The 16,107-nt window shown below is 70.6% G+C and carries 11 protein-coding genes; 7 read left to right on the forward strand and 4 right to left on the reverse strand.

The annotated features are described in order from the left end of the window. Positions 1 to 62: 62 nt before the first annotated feature. Together QMK34_RS43240 and QMK34_RS43245 are read right to left on the reverse strand one after the other, a co-directional pair. Entirely contained in the window at positions 63 to 1,124 is a 1,062-nt protein-coding gene (locus QMK34_RS43240) for an Lrp/AsnC family transcriptional regulator (protein ID WP_326420642.1), read from the reverse strand. Positions 1,125 to 1,293: 169 nt separating this feature from the next. After that, positions 1,294 to 3,846, reverse strand: coding sequence for a bifunctional FO biosynthesis protein CofGH (locus QMK34_RS43245; RefSeq protein ID WP_442785345.1), 2,553 nt, complete (start codon positions 3,844 to 3,846; stop codon positions 1,294 to 1,296). Between the two features lie 185 nt (positions 3,847 to 4,031). On the opposite strand from QMK34_RS43245, the gene QMK34_RS43250 reads away from it, so the two are divergent. The 7 genes from QMK34_RS43250 to QMK34_RS43280 all read left to right on the forward strand — a co-directional run bounded on the left by QMK34_RS43250 (position 4,032) and on the right by QMK34_RS43280 (position 14,034). Continuing rightward, complete coding sequence (locus tag QMK34_RS43250) at positions 4,032 to 5,645, forward strand: IS1634 family transposase (RefSeq protein WP_326420644.1); 1,614 nt, start codon at positions 4,032 to 4,034, stop codon at positions 5,643 to 5,645. Positions 5,646 to 6,043: 398 nt separating this feature from the next. Further along, the gene (locus QMK34_RS43255; RefSeq protein ID WP_326420645.1) at positions 6,044 to 6,808 is read left to right on the forward strand and encodes a glycosyltransferase; all 765 of its coding nucleotides are present in this window, start codon (positions 6,044 to 6,046) and stop codon (positions 6,806 to 6,808) included. Continuing rightward, positions 6,805 to 8,226 (forward strand): glycosyltransferase family 4 protein, encoded by a 1,422-nt coding sequence (locus tag QMK34_RS43260; protein ID WP_326420646.1) that lies wholly within the window; start codon positions 6,805 to 6,807, stop codon positions 8,224 to 8,226. Before QMK34_RS43255 ends, QMK34_RS43260 begins: the two co-directional genes overlap by 4 nt. Then, positions 8,223 to 10,736, forward strand: a complete 2,514-nt coding sequence (locus QMK34_RS43265; RefSeq protein ID WP_326420647.1) for a glycosyltransferase — start codon at positions 8,223 to 8,225, stop codon at positions 10,734 to 10,736. The genes QMK34_RS43260 and QMK34_RS43265 overlap by 4 nt, the downstream gene beginning before the upstream one ends. Then, a complete protein-coding gene (locus QMK34_RS43270; RefSeq protein WP_326420648.1) occupies positions 10,717 to 11,502 on the forward strand; it encodes a phytanoyl-CoA dioxygenase family protein in 786 nt (261 codons plus the stop codon). Before QMK34_RS43265 ends, QMK34_RS43270 begins: the two co-directional genes overlap by 20 nt. Continuing rightward, on the forward strand, positions 11,492 to 12,550 hold the full coding sequence (locus QMK34_RS43275; RefSeq protein WP_326420649.1) for a polysaccharide pyruvyl transferase family protein: 1,059 nt from the start codon (positions 11,492 to 11,494) through the stop codon (positions 12,548 to 12,550). The genes QMK34_RS43270 and QMK34_RS43275 overlap by 11 nt, the downstream gene beginning before the upstream one ends. Further along, positions 12,547 to 14,034 (forward strand): ArnT family glycosyltransferase, encoded by a 1,488-nt coding sequence (locus tag QMK34_RS43280; protein WP_326420650.1) that lies wholly within the window; start codon positions 12,547 to 12,549, stop codon positions 14,032 to 14,034. The genes QMK34_RS43275 and QMK34_RS43280 overlap by 4 nt, the downstream gene beginning before the upstream one ends. 59 nt (positions 14,035 to 14,093) lie before the next feature. Here QMK34_RS43280 and QMK34_RS43285 read toward each other — a convergent pair whose 3' ends face one another. Continuing rightward, positions 14,094 to 14,858, reverse strand: coding sequence for an SDR family oxidoreductase (locus QMK34_RS43285; RefSeq protein WP_326420651.1), 765 nt, complete (start codon positions 14,856 to 14,858; stop codon positions 14,094 to 14,096). Positions 14,859 to 14,874: 16 nt separating this feature from the next. Next, positions 14,875 to 15,675, reverse strand: coding sequence for an alpha/beta fold hydrolase (locus QMK34_RS43290; protein ID WP_326420652.1), 801 nt, complete (start codon positions 15,673 to 15,675; stop codon positions 14,875 to 14,877). Between the last annotated feature and the right edge of the window lie 432 nt (positions 15,676 to 16,107).

Genomic DNA, 16,107 nt, shown 5'->3' on the forward strand with positions numbered 1-16,107 from the left:
GTCGTGGTCTCACGCGAACCAAGACACCACGATTCGTCGACGAGTCGCGGGTGCGGCGGGCGTCAGGCGGCGGGGGTGATCGTCAGCTGACCCACCGCGCGGCCGTCGGCGTCGAGCAGCCTGCCCATGCGCTTCGGCATGAACAGCGTGACCGTCCGGTCGGTCACGCGCGCCGAGGGCGCCAGTCCGGTCAGGTGCGCTTCGAAGTCGGTGCAGTCGGCGGGCGTCCGCAGCCAGGTCATCAGCAGGAGGTTGTGCTCGCCGGTCACCGCCGCGCAGAACCGGGTTTCCGGCTGGGTGGCCAGCGTCCTCGCGACGCCGTCGAGCCGGTTGCCGGGCACGTCGAGCCGGTAGGTGGCGATCACCGGCCAGCCGCCGAGCGTATGCGCCAGGTCGCAGCGGAAGTCGAGTTCGTGGTTGCGCAACATCCGGGCCAGCACCCGCCGGACCGCCGATTCGCTCATGCCGCAGTCCCGGGCGAGGTCCGCGCAGCTGCGCCTGCCGTCGGCACACAGCGCGTCGAGCAGGGCCTCGAGTTCCTTGTCGTTCCAGCGTGCCGGGGTGACGAGCCGGGCCTGCGCCGCGGTCCCGTCGAGTGCCGCGCGCTGCTCGGGCGCCAGTGCGCGCACCAGCCAGCCGCTGCCTTCGCGGTAGACCCGGGTGACGACGGTCAGCCGCAGCGAGGTGACGCCGGGGAGTTCGGCGAGGCGGTGGGTGACCAGCGTGTCGAGGGCTCGCAGGTCGGTCGCGGCCGCGCCGAGGAACAGCTGGTGCCTGCCGGTGGTGCGTTCGAGGCTGAACACGGCGGGCCAGCGGCACAGCTCGGCGGTCAGTTCCCGCAACCGGCCGGGCGCGCAGTCCACGTCGAGGTAACCGACGGTCTGGGTGGGCAGGGTCCGGTAGGCGGTCAGCCAGGCCAGCCCGGAGGATTCGAGCCGGTCCCAGCGTCGCGCCGCCGTCGTGGCGTCGATCCCGACGGCGGTGCCGATCCGGGTCCACGGCGTACGCGGATCCAGCTGCAGCGCCTCGACGAGCGCGAGGTCCAGTTCGGTCAGCTCGGCGGGATCCGGTGACCCGGCGTCGGCCGGGGCGGAATCCGGCGTCGGGGTGGGCAGGTGGGGCATCGCCGCATTGTCACCGCCGACGGCGGCCGCGTCCAGGCCCTGACCTGCGGGTGGCGGATCCCGGCGGAGCGTGGTCCCTGCTGGCGGATTCCAGCTATTCCCGCAATGCCCCTGAAGGCCACCATCACGGCGTTTAACGCCGTGATGGTGGCCTTCAGGGGCAGTCAGCTCAGAGGGTGACCAGCGGCAAAGGCTTGCGGACAGCGCTCGCGACGCCGTCGGAAGCGTTCGACGCGGCGATGCGCTCCGCGGTCGGCCTGCCGTAGTCCGTGGTGCGCTGCACCAGCGGGCGTCCGAGCGGTTCCACCATGGACTTCATGTCGCTGATCGTCTTGTAGGAACCGTTGGCGGCACCGGCCATCCGGCTGATCGTCTCCTCCATCAGCGTCCCGCCGATGTCGTTGACCCCGCCTTCCAGCACCGCCCGGCAGCCTTCCTCGCCGAGTTTGACCCACGAGCACTGGATGTTGTCGATCGTCCCGTGCAGCAACAGCCGCGACAGCGCGTGCACCGCGCGGTTCTCGCGCAGGGTCGTGCCCGGCCGCGCGAGCCCGGCCAGGTAGATCGGCGAGCTCTGGTGGATGAACGGCAGCAGCACGAACTCGCTGAACCCGCGACGACCGTGCGTTTCGAGACCCTCGCGCTGCAGTTTCGCCAGCAGCTTCAGGTGCCCGACCCAGTGCGCCGGGGTGTCGACGTGGCCGTACATCATCGTCGACGTCGTCGAGATGCCCAGCGCGTGCGCCGTGGTGACGACCTCGATCCACGCCGACGTCGGCAGCTTGCCCTTGGTCAGCACCCACCGGACGTCGTCGTCGAGGATCTCCGCGGCCGTGCCCGGCAGCGAGTCCACCCCGGCCTCACGCGCCCGGATCAGCCACTCCTTGATCGACAGGTTCGTCCGCGAAGCGCCGTTGACGATCTCCATCGGGCTGTACGAGTGCAGGTGGATGTCCGGCTGACGCCGTTTGACCTCGGCCGCGAGGTCGAAGTACGCGGTGCCCGGCAGGTCGGGGTGGATACCGCCCTGCATGCAGATCTCGGTCGCGCCCGCGGCCCACGCCTCGTCGACGCGGTCGCCGACCTGCTCCAGCGAGAGCGTGTACGCGTCGGCGTCCGTGCGCCGCTGGGCGAACGCGCAGAACCGGCAGCCGGTGTAACAGACGTTGGTGAAGTTGATGTTCCGTGTGACGACGAACGTGACGTCGTCGCCGACGGTCTCCCGGCGCAGGTCGTCGGCCAGCTTGGTGAGCGCGTCGAGCTCACGGCCGTCGGCGTGCAGCAGCGCGAGCGCGTGCTCGTCGGACAGCCCGGCGGGGTCTTTTTCCGCGCTGCGCAAGGCAGCGAGGACGTCGTGGTCGAAGGCGGCGGGCGCGGCCTTGATGTTCGCGCCGATCTCCTTCCAGTCCCCGTACACCGAGTCGAAGTCGCTGCGCTTCTCCTCGGTCCGGCCGGTCGTGTCGACCTCGACGTGCAGCTCGGTCCGGCCCGATTGCTGCCAGCCGCCGTCCGGCTCCTGCCACGGCAGGCCCTTCGGGATGGCCTCTTCGATCGCGAGACCGGTCTTCATGTCGGTCAGCGCCTCGAGGTGCGCGTTGAGGCGCGGGTCGAGCCACGGCTCGCCGATCTTGACGTACTCCGGGTACACGGGGAGCCGCTCGCTCATGGTGAAACCGAGCGCCTCGGTCCGCCGCTTGAGCTCGTCGATCCGCGGCCAGGCCAGTTCGGGGTTCACGTGGTCGGGTGTCAGCGGCGAAACGCCGCCCCAATCGTCGATCCCGGCCTTGAGCATCTTCTCGAACTGACGCCCGATGAGGTTAGGCGGCGCCTGGATGCGCATGTTCGGCCCGAGCACCAGCCGTGCGACGGCGATGGTGGCGGCGAGCTCGTCCAGCGTCGCGTCCGGGGTGGCGCGCATCTTGGTGTCGTCCTTCGCCCGGAAGTTCTGGACGATGACTTCCTGGATGCTGCCGTAGGTCCTGGCGATCTTCCGGATCGCGAACAGCGCGTCGGCGCGCTCGGCCAGGTTCTCGCCGATGCCGATCAGGATGCCGGTGGTGAACGGGACCGAGCTGCGGCCCGCGTCCTCCAGTACGCGCAGCCGGACGGCCGGGTCCTTGTCGGGGGAGCCGTAGTGCGGCCCACCCTTTTCGGTGAACAGCCGCTCGGCTGTGGTTTCCAGCATCATGCCCATCGATGCCGAAACCGGCTTGAGGCGCTGGAAGTCCTGCCAGGTCAGCACACCCGGGTTGAGGTGCGGCAGCACGCCGGTCTCCTCCAGCACCCGGATCGCCATCGCGCGGACGTACGAGAGCGTGTCGTCGTAACCGTGCGCGTCGAGCCAGTCCTTGGCCGCGGTCCAGCGGTCCTCCGGGCGGTCGCCGAGGGTGAACAGCGCTTCCTTGACGCCCATCTCGGCACCCTTGCGGGCGATGTCGAGGACCTCGTCGGGCGACAGGAACGGTGACTCGACGCGGCCGGGCACGGTGGCGAAGGTGCAGTAGCCGCACCGGTCGCGGCACAGCCGGGTCAGCGGGATGAAGACCGACTTGCTGTAGGTGACCACCCCGGGCCGTCCGGCCTGCGCGAGCCCGGCGTCGCGGACGCGGGAGGCGTGCTCCGAAAGTGTTTCGAGATCGGCGCCCCGCGCGTGCAGCAGGACCGTGGCTTCGGCGGCGTCGAGGGTCTTGCCGTCGCGCGCACGGGCCAGTGCGCGTCGCATCGCGGAGGTGGTGGGGGCGTTCGAGTCAGGATCGGATGCCATTCCCGCACGCTAAGTCCGAAGCCGCCACTGCGGCCAGTGTGCATCCCGACATCCCGTCACCCGAACGGTATGGCCTGGTGTTTCCGCAGGTCAGAACGTGATCTTGGTTGCTGATCTTGGTGCGGTCGTGTATTACCTAAAGTGTGTCCTCGGTGGTCGGCAAGCGCGTCAACGGCCGCACGTACTACTACCTCGCCGAGTCCGCGCGCGTCGGCGGGGAGCCTCGTGTGGTCTCTCAGCGTTACCTCGGGACGGCCGAGGAGATCGGCCGGGCGGTGTCCGGCCCCACGTCCGCCCCCGAGGGCGCCCGGCATCGGACCTTCGGGGACGTCGCGGCGGTGTGGGCGACGCTGGAGATGCTCGAGTTCGTCAAACGGGTGGACGAGGCCGTCGGCCCGCAGCGGGCGCGGACCACGCTCGGGACCCACCTCGCGCTCGCGGTGCTGCACTGCTCGACGGCGCCCGGCACGGACTCCGATGCCTGGTGGGCCGACTGCGCGGCCGACGACTTCGTCCGCCCGCGCCCGGCCCGGTCCGCGCTCTCGGCGGCCGCGCGCTGGCGAGCGCTGCAGCGGCTGACCCCCGAACGGGTTACCCGTATCGAGACCACGATCGCCGAAGCCGTCCACGGGGTCCTCGGTGACGGTCACGCCGCGCTCGCGGTCGACGTGCCCCAGTTCACGACCTTCATCAGCGCCGACTGCTCGATGCCCGCCTGCCGCGGCGGGCTCGCCGGGCTCGGCCTGGTCGTCACCCGCGACGGCGCGATCCCGCTGGCGTCACACGTTTACCCGCGTGACGGGGTCGAAGTCCCGCCGTTCGCCGAACTCGCCGGGGAGCTCCGCGCCCGCCACCCTGGCGAGGTCACCCTGGTCTTCAACGCCGGGCAGGCACCCCAGCTCGACCTCGGCGGCGGACGCCACTTCGTCGGCGCTCTCCCCTTGGCCGAGCACCCGGAGTTGCACGCGAAGCCCGCGTCGGCCCGCAAGCGCGTCGACGCCGACCGGTTCGCCGGGCTGACCGCGCTCGACACCCGCGCGACCGTCGACGGGGTCCGCCGCCGCGTGATCCTCACCCATTCGGAGACGCTGCACGCCGCGCAGGCACGCGCGCTGACCGAGGAGCTGAGCACCGCGACCCGTGAGCTCGCCGGGCTCGCCGCCGCGCTGACGGCAGGCACCCTCCGCGGCGACCGGGCCCAGATCAACGCCGAGATCGCGCGCCTCACCCGGGGACGGCGGGTGGAGCGAGTCCTGTCGACCACACTCAGCGGCGCCCGGCCGGGGGACATCCGGCTGACCTGGCGGGTCGACGAGGCCGCGGTCGCCCGGCTCGACGAGGAGTTCTTCGGCAAGCAGGTACTGGTCACCGACCACGACGACTGGCCGGTGTCCGAGGTCGTCACCGCCTACCGCGCGCGCAACCACCTGGACTCGACCTTCCGCTGGCTCACCGGCCAGGCCGTCACCGGCCCGGCCCCGCGCTGGGAGTGGACCCGCCACCGGATCGCGGTGCACACGCTGGTGTCGGTCCTGTCCGCGACGGTCACCCACCTCATGCGGCGCGAGGCCGACCGCGCGGGGATGAACCTGTCCGTGCGCGAGTTGATGGACCAGCTGGCCGGGATCGGCGAGACCGTTCTGCGTTATCCCTCGACCGGAGGACGGCCGCGGACGCAGCGGATACTGACGCACCGCGATCACGCGCAGCAGCAGTTGTTCGCGCTGTTCGGCCTCTCGGCTTTCGCACCTGTGTGAATTTCACAGAACTTTGGGTTCTGTTTCGTACACGCGCGTGACAGTTATGGACAGACGTCGTGCCGATAACCGGTGAATCTCCGGTCACGCTGCACACCCCTTTCGGGGTTGCTACTCTTCCGCTCCAAACTATCCTTTGTGGAATGATCACGTTGAGTGAGTAGGTTTGAGATATTCCTGTGATAGAACTCTCTCCGCCCACACTCGAACTAGTGAGTAAGTCCAGCTTGTCTCAAGAAAGTACGTCTCTGTGTAACGGGGAATTAACCCAGACGGGTTACGAAACAATCGAACGTGCCCTAGGGTCCCTCACACTGATGATCTCCGAGAGCGGTAAGGCCCGATCCAGCGAACCGTGCTCACCAAGGGAAGGCCCAGTGACCCCAGCAAGCGATGTCGTGTCCGCAGTGCCTGCGCGCAGCACCCCGGTGCTGGAAGTGCCTGGCCAACGACGTTCCGTGGTCGACCTCGAAGTCGTCATTCCCGCTTACAACGAGGCCAAGAGACTTTACGACGTCCTCAACGCCACTTCGCGTTATCTGGCCACCAGCCCGTGGTCTTCGCGGATTGTGGTGGTGGACAACGGAAGTGCCGACGCGACTTCGCGAATCGCGCGCGCCGGGGTGTTCGGCGTCGAGGTGCCGATCGCCGTCGTAGGCTGCGCGACCGCCGGTAAGGGCGCCGCGGTTCGCAGAGGAATGATGACCAGCTCGGCGAGATTCGTCGGCTTTGTCGACGCCGACCTCGCCACCCCGATCGAAGCGCTGGGCACCGCCGTCGAGCTGCTCGAAAACGGGGCCACCGCGGTCATCGGCTCGCGGTACGCGTCCGGCGCCTCGATCGTGCGGCGGCAGCCGGTCGGACGGCGCATGGGCGGCGCGGCGTTCCGCGCGCTCACCCGCCGCATGGTGCCCGGGGTGAGCGACACCCAGTGCGGGTTCAAGTTCTTCCAGCGCAAGGCCGTCCAGCACGCGTTGTCCAGCTGCGAGGTCACCGGGTTCGCTTTCGACGTCGAGCTGCTGCGTGGCGTCCAGGCGGGCGGCGGCACCGTCGTCGAACTTCCGGTGGCCTGGACCGACGACGAGCGCTCCAGCTTCCGGCCGATGCGGGACGGCGTTCCCGCGTTCCGCGCCGCGCTCCGGCTCATGGTGGCGGGCGCATGACGACAGTGGACAGTCTGCGCGGCAGGTCCGTGCTGGTGCTCAACTGGCGCGACGTCCGGCATCCGCAGGCGGGCGGCGCCGAGCTGTACGCCCACCAGATCGCGAAGCGGTGGGTCGCCGAGGGCGTCAAGGTCACCTGGCTGACCTCGCGCCCGCCCGGTGCGTCGAAACGTGAGGTCATCGACGGAATCCAGGTGCTGCGCCGGGGTGGGACGTTCGGCGTGTACGCCGCCGCGGCCTCGTCGCTGGTGCGGTTCGGGTCGCTGTTCGACGCGGTCCTCGACTGCCAGAACGGCATCCCGTTCTTCGCGCCCCTGTTCCTGCCGCCGTCGTCGGCCGTCGTGCAGGTGGTGCACCACGTGCACCAGGAGCAGTTCGGCGTGCACTTCAGCAAGCCGATGGCGGTGGTCGGCCGGTTCCTCGAAGGCCCGGTCAGCAAGCGCGTCTACGGCGACCGCGCGACGGTGGCGGTTTCGCCGTCGACCCGCCGCGACATGCGGACCAAGCTCGGTATGCGCGGCCCGGTTTTCGTGGTACCCAACGGAAACGAGCCGTCGGTGCACCGGGCGGGTCCCCGTGACCCGCATCCGACCGTGGTCCTGGTCAGCAGGCTCGTGCTGCACAAGCGTGTCGACAGGCTGCTTCGCGCGCTCCCGGACGTCACCGCCGCCATCCCCAACCTGCGGGTGGAGATCATCGGCGACGGTACTGAGCGGCGCCGTCTCGAACTGCTCGCGGGCGAGCTGGGCCTGCGTGGCTCGGTCCGCTTCCGCGGCAGGCTGGACGACGACGCCCGCGACGAGCTGATGCAGCGCGCCTGGCTCACGACGTCCACCTCGCAGGGCGAAGGCTGGGGTTGCACGGTGCTGGAGGCCGCGCGGTTCGGCGTGCCGTGCCTCGCGGTCGCCGCCGCCGGGATCGACGACTCGGTCCGGCACGAACGCACCGGCTGGGTCGTCCCGGCCCCGGACGCGCTCGGCCCAGCCATGATCGACGCGCTGAGGGGCCTCGCCGACGACGAGGTGGCCCTCCGGTTCTCCGGCGACTGCCGCGCGTGGGCGTCCGCGTTCACTTGGGACCGTAGTGCCGCTCTGCTCGCGGGCGTGCTGAGCGCGGAAATCGGCCGCAGGGAAGGAAACCGCGCGGTGAACCGCCGGTCAGCGCGCTCCGACATGGCGACGGCGGTCCGGTTCCGGATTCCCCGCGACGTCGAACGGCCGCGCGGCAGGCCGACCGACCAGATCACCGTCGACGGCGAGTTCGGCAGTGCGCTCCTGCACGGCTGCGACGAGCTGGACGCGGAAGCCGTGCTGGCCAGATGGAACGTCGAGCCGGTCAGCATCGAGCTGGCGGGTGAGGAGCACCTGCTGGCCGGGGTCGCCGCCGGGCCGCGACCGGTCGGCGCGGATCCGGCGTGAGTCCGGCGGTCGCCACGCGGCCCGCCCCGATCGCACGGGCCGGGATGCAGGTCGCCGGCGCCACCGTGCTGGTCAGCCTGGTCAGTTACGGCTACGGGATCGTGCTCGCGCACCTGCTCGACGGCGCGGACTACGCGGTGTTCGCGGCGGGACAGACGTTGCTCCTGCTTTCCGGCACCGCCGCGGCCGCCGCGGTGCCCTGGGCGCTCGCCAAAGCCGTGCGCGCTCACCCGGCCGGTTCGCCGGAGCGCCGGTCGGCGATGGCGTACGCGCTGGGCGTCAGTGTTGTCGGCGCGGTACTGGCCGGTGCCCTGCTCGGCGGGATCACCGGGCTTTACGCGCCGGGCCCAGCGGTGCTCGCGACGGCGATCGCGGTCGCCGGGATCGTGCTGTCCGGCTGCGCTGTCGGCTGGCTCCAGGGTGAGCTGCGGTTCGCCCGGCTGGCCGTCCTGCGCGTGGCGGAGGTCCTCGTGCGCGTCGCCGCCGGTGCCGCCGCGGTCGCCGCGGGACTGGGTGCGGCGGGCGCGCTCGGCGGGTTCCTGCTCGGCTCCGCCGTGCTCCTCGGCGGCGGACTCGCGGCGGTCGCGGCGGACGGACGTCGTGCGTGGGCGGACCTTTCGTGGCAGCCCGCCCGGCTCCGCGAACGCGGACGCTGGGCGGAGACAGCCGGGCTGACCTCCGCGCAGGTGCTGCTGGGCGTCTTCACCGCGACCGACGTCGTGTTGTCCCCGGTCCTCGCGGGCGCGGGAAACGACGTCGCGGGCTTCCAGCTCGCCGGGACGCTCGGCCGCGCGCCGCTGTTCGTCGCGGCCGCGCTGGCCGTGGTGCTGTACCCCCGGCTCACCGGGCCGGGTGCCGAAGGCGCGCTCCGGTCGACGGCGAGGGCGTACGGCTGGCTCGGCCTGCCACTGGTCGCTCTGCTGGTTACCGTGCCGGGGCCGGTACTGAACCTGATCGTGCCCGCGCACCTGCCCGACGCGACGCGGCTCGTGCCGTTCACCGCGGTTGCGGGACTGGGCTACGGCATCGTCACCCTCCTGATCACCGTCACCCAGGCGGGGGCCCAGTTCCGCCGCGCGAGCACGGCACTGGCCGGGGCGATCGGCCTGCTGGCCTGCGGACTGCTGACCGGCTGGGCGCTCGGCGGCGTGACCGGCCTGAGCGCGGGCACCTGCGTCGGCGCGGTACTGGCGGTGATACTGGTGCTGCGGCTGACTCCGTTGCCTGGCGGAACTCTGCTCGCCGTGGCCGGACCCGCGATCGTGGCGCTGGCCGCGGTTCCCGCCCTGTTGCTGGCCCGGCGTTCGACACCGGGGTGGCTGGTGCTCGCTGTCGCATTAGGACTGTTGGCTTTGTGGCGGGCTCGCGGTTCGCGGCAACCGATGCCTGGTGATCGGCTGCGCATCCTGCACCTGGGTTTCGAAGACCCCGCGCTGCCGGGTTCGGGCGGCGGGGCGCTGCGGACGCACGAGATGAACCGGCGGCTGGCCGAGCGCCACGACATCACGGTCCTCACCACCCGCTGGCCCGGCTGCGTCGACCGCGTCGAGGACGGGGTGCGTTACGTGCACGTCGGACTCGGCAGCGGCCGCACCTACCTGGGCCGGATCGCAGGCTACGCCGTCGTGCTGCCGTTCGTCTCCCGCCGTTACGAGGCCGATCTCGTCGTCGAAGACTTCTTCGCGCCGATCTCCACCATGGGCGCTCCACTGTGGACGGGACGGCCGACCATCGGCCTGGTGCAATGGCTCAACGCCAAGGAAAAGTCCCGTCAGTACAAGCTCCCGTTCTTCCTCGTCGAACGCGCGGGCGTCCGCGCGCACCACCGGCTGATCGCGGTGTCCGACGGCATCGCCGAGCGGCTGCGCGGGATGAACCCGGCCGTGCGGGTCGACGTCGTCGGCAACGGCGTCGACCCCGCGGCCTTCGAGGTGGACGTCCCGCGCGGCGCCGACGTCGTGTTCGTCGGCAGGCTGGAAATCGCGCAGAAGGGCCTCGACCTGCTGCTCACCGCGTTCGCCGCGGAACGGGACCGGCTGACGGGCGACCTCGTCCTCGCGGGCACCGGGCCCGACGAACGCAGGCTGCGTGCGCTCGCCGAAGACCTCGGCATCGTGGCGCGGGTGCGGTTCGCGGGCTGGGTTTCCGGCGCGGAGAAGTACGAACTGCTCGGCTCGGCCGGGGTGGTCGCGGTGCCGTCCCGCTTCGAGACGTTCGGGATCGTCGCGGTGGAGGCGCTCGCCAGCGGCAGTCCGGTGGTGGCCTTCGACATCCCGTGCCTGCGTGAAGTAGTGCCCGGCGACGTGGGCGTCCGGGTCCCCGAGTTCGACGTCACCGCCTACGGACGCGCGCTTGTCGAGGTCGCGGCGGACCCCGAGCGCCTGGGCGTCCGTGGCCGGGAATTCGCCCGCACCTACTCATGGGACCGGCTCGCACTCGACCAGGAAAGGACGTACGTGTCCGCTGCCCGACCGGACCAGGAGGCCGCGCATGTCGGCCCCGGTCACTGAAGACCTACGGTTGTCCCTTGCCGCACAAGGGTTTCTCGCGCTGCCCGAGGTGTTCACCCCGGCCGAAGTCGGTGTGGTCGCCGCCGAACTGGACCGTCTCTTCGGCCGGTTCGGCGAACTCCCGCCCGCCAGCGTGCTCGACCTCGGCGCCACCGGCGGCGACTTCGGCCAGGACGTGCCGGAGATCCTGTACCCGTCCGTGCTCTCACCGGCGCTGAGGCAGAGCGCGGTGTTCCAGCGGAGCCGAGCGTTCGCGAGGCGGCTGCTGGGTCCAGGCACCTGGTTCCGCTTCGATCACAGCATCCGCAAGCCGCCGCGTTGCGCGTACGAGACCGTCTGGCACCAGGACCGCGTGCACAAGCGGTCCGGCCTGCCCGAACGCAGGCTCAACGTCTGGATCCCGACCGGCAAGGTCGGCGCCGAGGACGGCTGCATGCGGTACGTCCCCGGCAGCCATCTCGGCGGGGTGCTCCCGCACGAAGCCGTCCCGGAGCGACGTGGCGCGCAGCGGACCATCGGCGTCGACGAATCGGCCGCGGTGGACGTCCCGCTCCCGGTCGGCGGTGCCGCACTGCACCTGTTCGAGACGGTGCACAGCGCCCACCCCAATCTCGGCGACCGGCCGAGAACGGCCTGGATCCTGCAGTTCACCCAGCCCCGCGCGGGGCTGCCGCTGGCCAGCTGGGCGCATCAGACCCTCCACATCGGACACACCTGGCGCTGGCGCCACGGGAAAGCACGAGAGGACCACACGCGTGTCGACTGACCAAGCCGCGGTGACCGACCAGCTCGCCGGCCTCGGCGCGCGCCGGACCAGGGGCAGGCGCCCGGCCAGGGTGCTGGTGATCGGGAACTTCGGCAACGGCAACACCGGCGACGAGGCGCTGCTCGCCAGGGCCCTGCAGGAACTGCCACCGGGCACCGAGGTCAGCGTGCTGTCCCGCAACCCCCGGGTGGTCGAATGGCTGCACGGCGTCGACGCGCGCCCGATGGCGGCGCTGTCGTTCGCGAGGGGACTCCGCTGGTCGGACGCCGTGGTGGTGGTCGGCGGCGGGATGTTCGGTGCGGGCCTGCCGCCGATGGTCCGGCTGCTGCCCAGGGTCGTCGACGCGGCGGAGGCCGCCGGTCGCGACACCGCCTACCTGGCCATCGGCGCTTACCCGGGCATGCCGTCTGCCGTACTGCGCCGCCTGCGCGCGGCGAAGGGGCGCATCACCGTCCGCGACGGGCTGTCCGTCGAGACGCTGGGTGGTGGCGTGCCGAACATCGGCGACCTCGCACTCGGCCTGCGGCCGGAGTCCCACGAGGCCGCCGAGCGCGCGCTTGCCGGAGCCGGTGTGGACCGGAGCGCGCCTCTGTTGCTGCTGTCGCTGAAGGCGTTGCCCGACCTCGCCCGGATGACCGCACTGCAGGACGCCTGCCAGCTCGCTGCCCAACGCTGGCGCGAGAGCGGGGGAGTCGTCGCCGCGCTCGCCCTGTCGACGCACGCGGACTACGGCCTCGGCCTGGCGCGCCGCGACGCGGTACTCGCCGCCGAACTGGCTGAGCGTCTCGGCGAACCGATCCCGGTGGTCGGCCCCCAGCTGCCCCCGGCACTGGCCAAGGCCGTCGTGGGCCAGGCCGCAGGGGTGCTCGGCCTGCGCCTGCACGCGTTGATCTTCGCCGTGGGTGGCGGGGTGCCGTGTGCGGGCTTCACCTGGGAAGAGAAGACCCAGGCGTTCCTTGCCAGCGCGGACAACGCGACGGCGTTGGATCACCCGAGCGCGGTGGCGGGCTGGGTCGAGCGTTCGCTCGCGGCGGTGGCCGCTCGATGAGGTCTTGGACCAAACCTCGGCTGCTCCTCGCCGGTGGCGCACTGGCCGTCGTCGCGCTTCTGATGCGTGTCTGGGGCTTGGCCACCGCGAACGAGCTGTTCATCGATGAGGTGACCTACTCCCGGCTCGCCCTGTCCGCGGGCCGCGGCGAGTGGCCCAACCTTGCTGGGCAGCCGTTCTACCTGCACCCGCCCCTGACGTTCTGGCTCAACGGCGGCGTCTCCCGGCTGTTCGGCCTGTCCCCGGATCCGACGTCGCTGGTGTTCCAGCTGCGCTGGGTCAACGCCGTGCTGGGCGTGGCCGTCGTCGTCCTCGCGTTCACCCTGCTGCTGCGGCTGACCCGGCCGGTCATCGCGCTGGTCGGCGGCCTGGTGCTCGCTGCCGACCCGTTCGTCCTGCGCAACGACGGCCGCGTGATGCTGGAGACCCCGGCATTCGCGCTGGTGCTGGCGGGCTGGCTCTGTCTACTGGTGGGACTCGACCGGCCGGGCGGCCGAGCTCGCCGCGCGTACCTCGTCGCGGGCGGCCTGCTGATCGGGCTCGCGATCTTGGCCAAGGACGTCACGCTGGTCCCCGGCCTGCTGCCGGTGCTGCTGGCCGTCCTCTGGCGACGGACGATCCAGCCGCGCACGGCCGCACTGGTCATCGGCACCGGCCTGCTGCCGTATGCCGGGTATCTGGTCGCGCTGGCGTTCGCCGGACGGTTCGGCCAGTGGTGGCTGGCGAAGGTCGGCGGCCTGCGGCGGATGGCGGGACTCGACCAGGTCAGCGGCTTCAACTCGGGTAGCTCACCCAGCCTGCTCGACGCCCTTCTCGGCCAGCTCAGCCGTTTCGGCACGTCCTACGTCCTGCTCGGTCTCGCGCTGCCCGCCGGACTGCTCGCGCTGCTGTCGGCGAGAGGGGATCGACGCCTCGTCGGCCTGTTCGCGTCGCTGATGGGCCTGCTCGGGCTCTTCTCACTCGGCTTCGGCACGCTGGAAGAGCAGATGGGCTACTTCGTCGTCGTCCCCGGCGTCCTCGCACTCGGGATCACGTTCGCCGAACCGCCCCGCTGGCTAGCCAAGGTGCGTCCGGCGCTGGTCGCCGCGGCCGCATTGGTGCTGGTAGCGGGCCTGGGCTTCGGGATCCACGCCCGCAGCGTCACCGACAACGGCTACCAGCAGGCCCGCGCCTGGCTCGACAGCCAGCTCCCGCCCGGCTCCCGCGTCGGCCTGACCACCCCGACCGCACAGTTCGCGCTGCACTCCGGGGAGGGCCGCAACCTCCGCGTCGGGACCTGGGCGTCAGTGGGGGCGTTGCACCGCTTCCGCGCCGGGTACGTACTGACCCAGAGCCGCCCGCTGAGCCAGGGCTACGGCTACGCCTCCCCGGACCTGCTGCCCTGGCTGAGGGCACACGCGAAACCGGTCTTCACCGCGAACGGCCCGACCGGCGGCGCCACCGTCGTCTGGCAACTCGACCCCGCCGCCCTAACCAGCCCATGACTGCCCCTGAAGGCCACCTTCACCGCGTTTTACGCCGTGAAGGTGGCCTTCAGGGACCACTAGCTCTCGCGGAAGATTTGCAGCGGGGAGAAGCTCTGGACGACTGGCATCAGCTCGATGACGTTGATGTTGACGTGCTCGGGCTGTCCCGCCGCCCAGAGGACGGATTCCGCGACGTCCTCGGCGGTGAGCGGCGTCGTCCCCTTGTAGACGTTGTCGGCCTTGTCTTGATCGCCACCGAAACGGGTGACGGAGAAGCCCGTGCCGCCGACCATCCCCGGCTCGACGTTCGTCACCCGGACGCCGGTGCCGTGCAGGTCACTGCGCAGGTTGAGGCTGAACTGGTGGACGAACGCCTTGGTCGCGCCATAGACGTTGCCGCCGGGGTACGGGTATGTGCCCGCGATCGAACCGAGGTTGATCACGTGCCCGCGGCCGCGCTCGACCATGCCCGGCAGCACTGCGCGGGTGAGGTGGACGAGCCCCTTGACGTTGGTGTCGATCATCTGGTCCCAGTCGTCCAGCTCGGCCCGCTGCGCCGGCTCCAGGCCCTTCGCGAGGCCCGCGTTGTTGACCAGCACGTCGACCTGGGCGAACTTGGCGGGAAGCGCCCCGACGACGTTCTTGACCGCCTCCGCGTCCTGGACGTCGAGGCGCACCGGGAGGACGTTCTCGCCGAGTTCCTTCGCGAGCGCGGCCAGCTTGTCCTCGCTGCGGGCGGCCGCGACGACCAGCGCGCCTTCGGCGGCGAATCGGCGCGTGATCGCGGCGCCGAACCCGGCACTGGCACCGGTCACGAATACGGTCTTCTGCTGCGTGGTCATGGGGAGGTTCACCGTTCTAGAGGCCGACAGTCTTCAAGAAGGGCCCGAACACGTCGTTGAATTCGGCTTCGCGCTCCAGGTTAGGCATGTGCCCCGCACCGTCGATCACCGCCAGCACTGAGCCGGGGACGAGCCGGTGCATGAGCCGCGCGTCGGCGACCGGCGTGAACTCGTCCTCGCTGCCGACCACGATGAGCGTGGGCACGCCGACAGTCGCCAGCGAAGCCGTGTAGTCCGGCCGTTCGGCCCGTCCACGTAGTGCCGCGGCAGCTCCCTCAGGCGGGCTCGCCCGCATCATGTCGAGTACGTGCTTCGCGACGTCGGGCCGTGTACGGATGTTCTCCGGCGTCACCATTTTGGGAAGCACCTCGGTGGCGTACCCTGGCATGCCCTCGGCGAGCAGCCTGTCCGCCGTCTCGTTGCGGACTCTCTTTCCTTCTTCTGTATCGGCCTGCGGGGAGGTGTCGGCCAGGAGGAGCCCGGCGAGGCGCTCGGGGTAGCGGCGGTGCGTCTCCATGACGATCTGCCCGCCCATGGAGAGCCCGCCGAGCACGAACCGGCCGAGGCCGAGGTGGTCGGCCAGCCGGATGAGGTCCGCGGCGAAGGTGTCCAGCCCTGTCTTGCCAGGCACGACCGGCGAATCGCCGTATCCGCGCAGGTCAGGCGTGATCACCCGCCAGCCATCTCGGCTGAATCGTTCGGCCTGGGGCCGCCACATGGTCCGGTTGAACGGGTGTCCGTGCACGAGGACGAGGGGCGTGCCCGTGCCCACGTCGTCATAGCCGAACTCGACGCCGTCGAGGAGAACCTTGCTCACCTGCTGTACCTCCGAGTGCCTGGTCAGGTCTTCGACGCTAGGCGGTGCAATATTCGAGTGCAATAAGAAGCAATGTACTCGGAGCAATCCCGAGCGTAAACGCCTTGCCGCGTTCACCTCCGTCGCGCTACGGTGAAGCACGGAGTGGTGGCCGCTGACCTGCGAAAATACGGTTAAGGTACCCCCCTGTTTCGGGGGGTGTGTGGCCATGTAAAGTTCTCCAAGTCGCCAGGGAAACCGGGTGGCCGCGGGACACGAACCAAGCTCTCAGCTTCGGCTGGTTGAGTGGGTGTTCCAACACAAACTGCTAGGAACAATTCGCTTCAGGTAAGGCCTCGTGGTGGGGCGCGATCTGCGGTGTGTTGCTTGAGAACTCAACAGTGTGCTAGTGAACTAAGCCAGTAGAGCTTATGTATTTTAACCTCGTTTGAG

The organism is Amycolatopsis sp. H20-H5 (assembly GCF_035828755.1).
Lineage (GTDB): Bacteria > Actinomycetota > Actinomycetes > Mycobacteriales > Pseudonocardiaceae > Amycolatopsis.

Excerpts from the sequence above, each read along its gene's own strand:
- QMK34_RS43245 (WP_442785345.1), bottom strand. The coding sequence starts at position 3,846 with ATGCGACGCGCACTGGCCCGTGCGCGCGACGGCAAGACCCTCGACGCC.
- QMK34_RS43270 (WP_326420648.1), top strand. The coding sequence starts at position 10,717 with ATGTCGGCCCCGGTCACTGAAGACCTACGGTTGTCCCTTGCCGCACAA.
- QMK34_RS43280 (WP_326420650.1), top strand. The coding sequence starts at position 12,547 with ATGAGGTCTTGGACCAAACCTCGGCTGCTCCTCGCCGGTGGCGCACTG.
- QMK34_RS43285 (WP_326420651.1), bottom strand. The coding sequence starts at position 14,858 with ATGACCACGCAGCAGAAGACCGTATTCGTGACCGGTGCCAGTGCCGGG.
- QMK34_RS43260 (WP_326420646.1), top strand. The coding sequence starts at position 6,805 with ATGACGACAGTGGACAGTCTGCGCGGCAGGTCCGTGCTGGTGCTCAAC.
- QMK34_RS43240 (WP_326420642.1), bottom strand. The coding sequence starts at position 1,124 with ATGCCCCACCTGCCCACCCCGACGCCGGATTCCGCCCCGGCCGACGCC.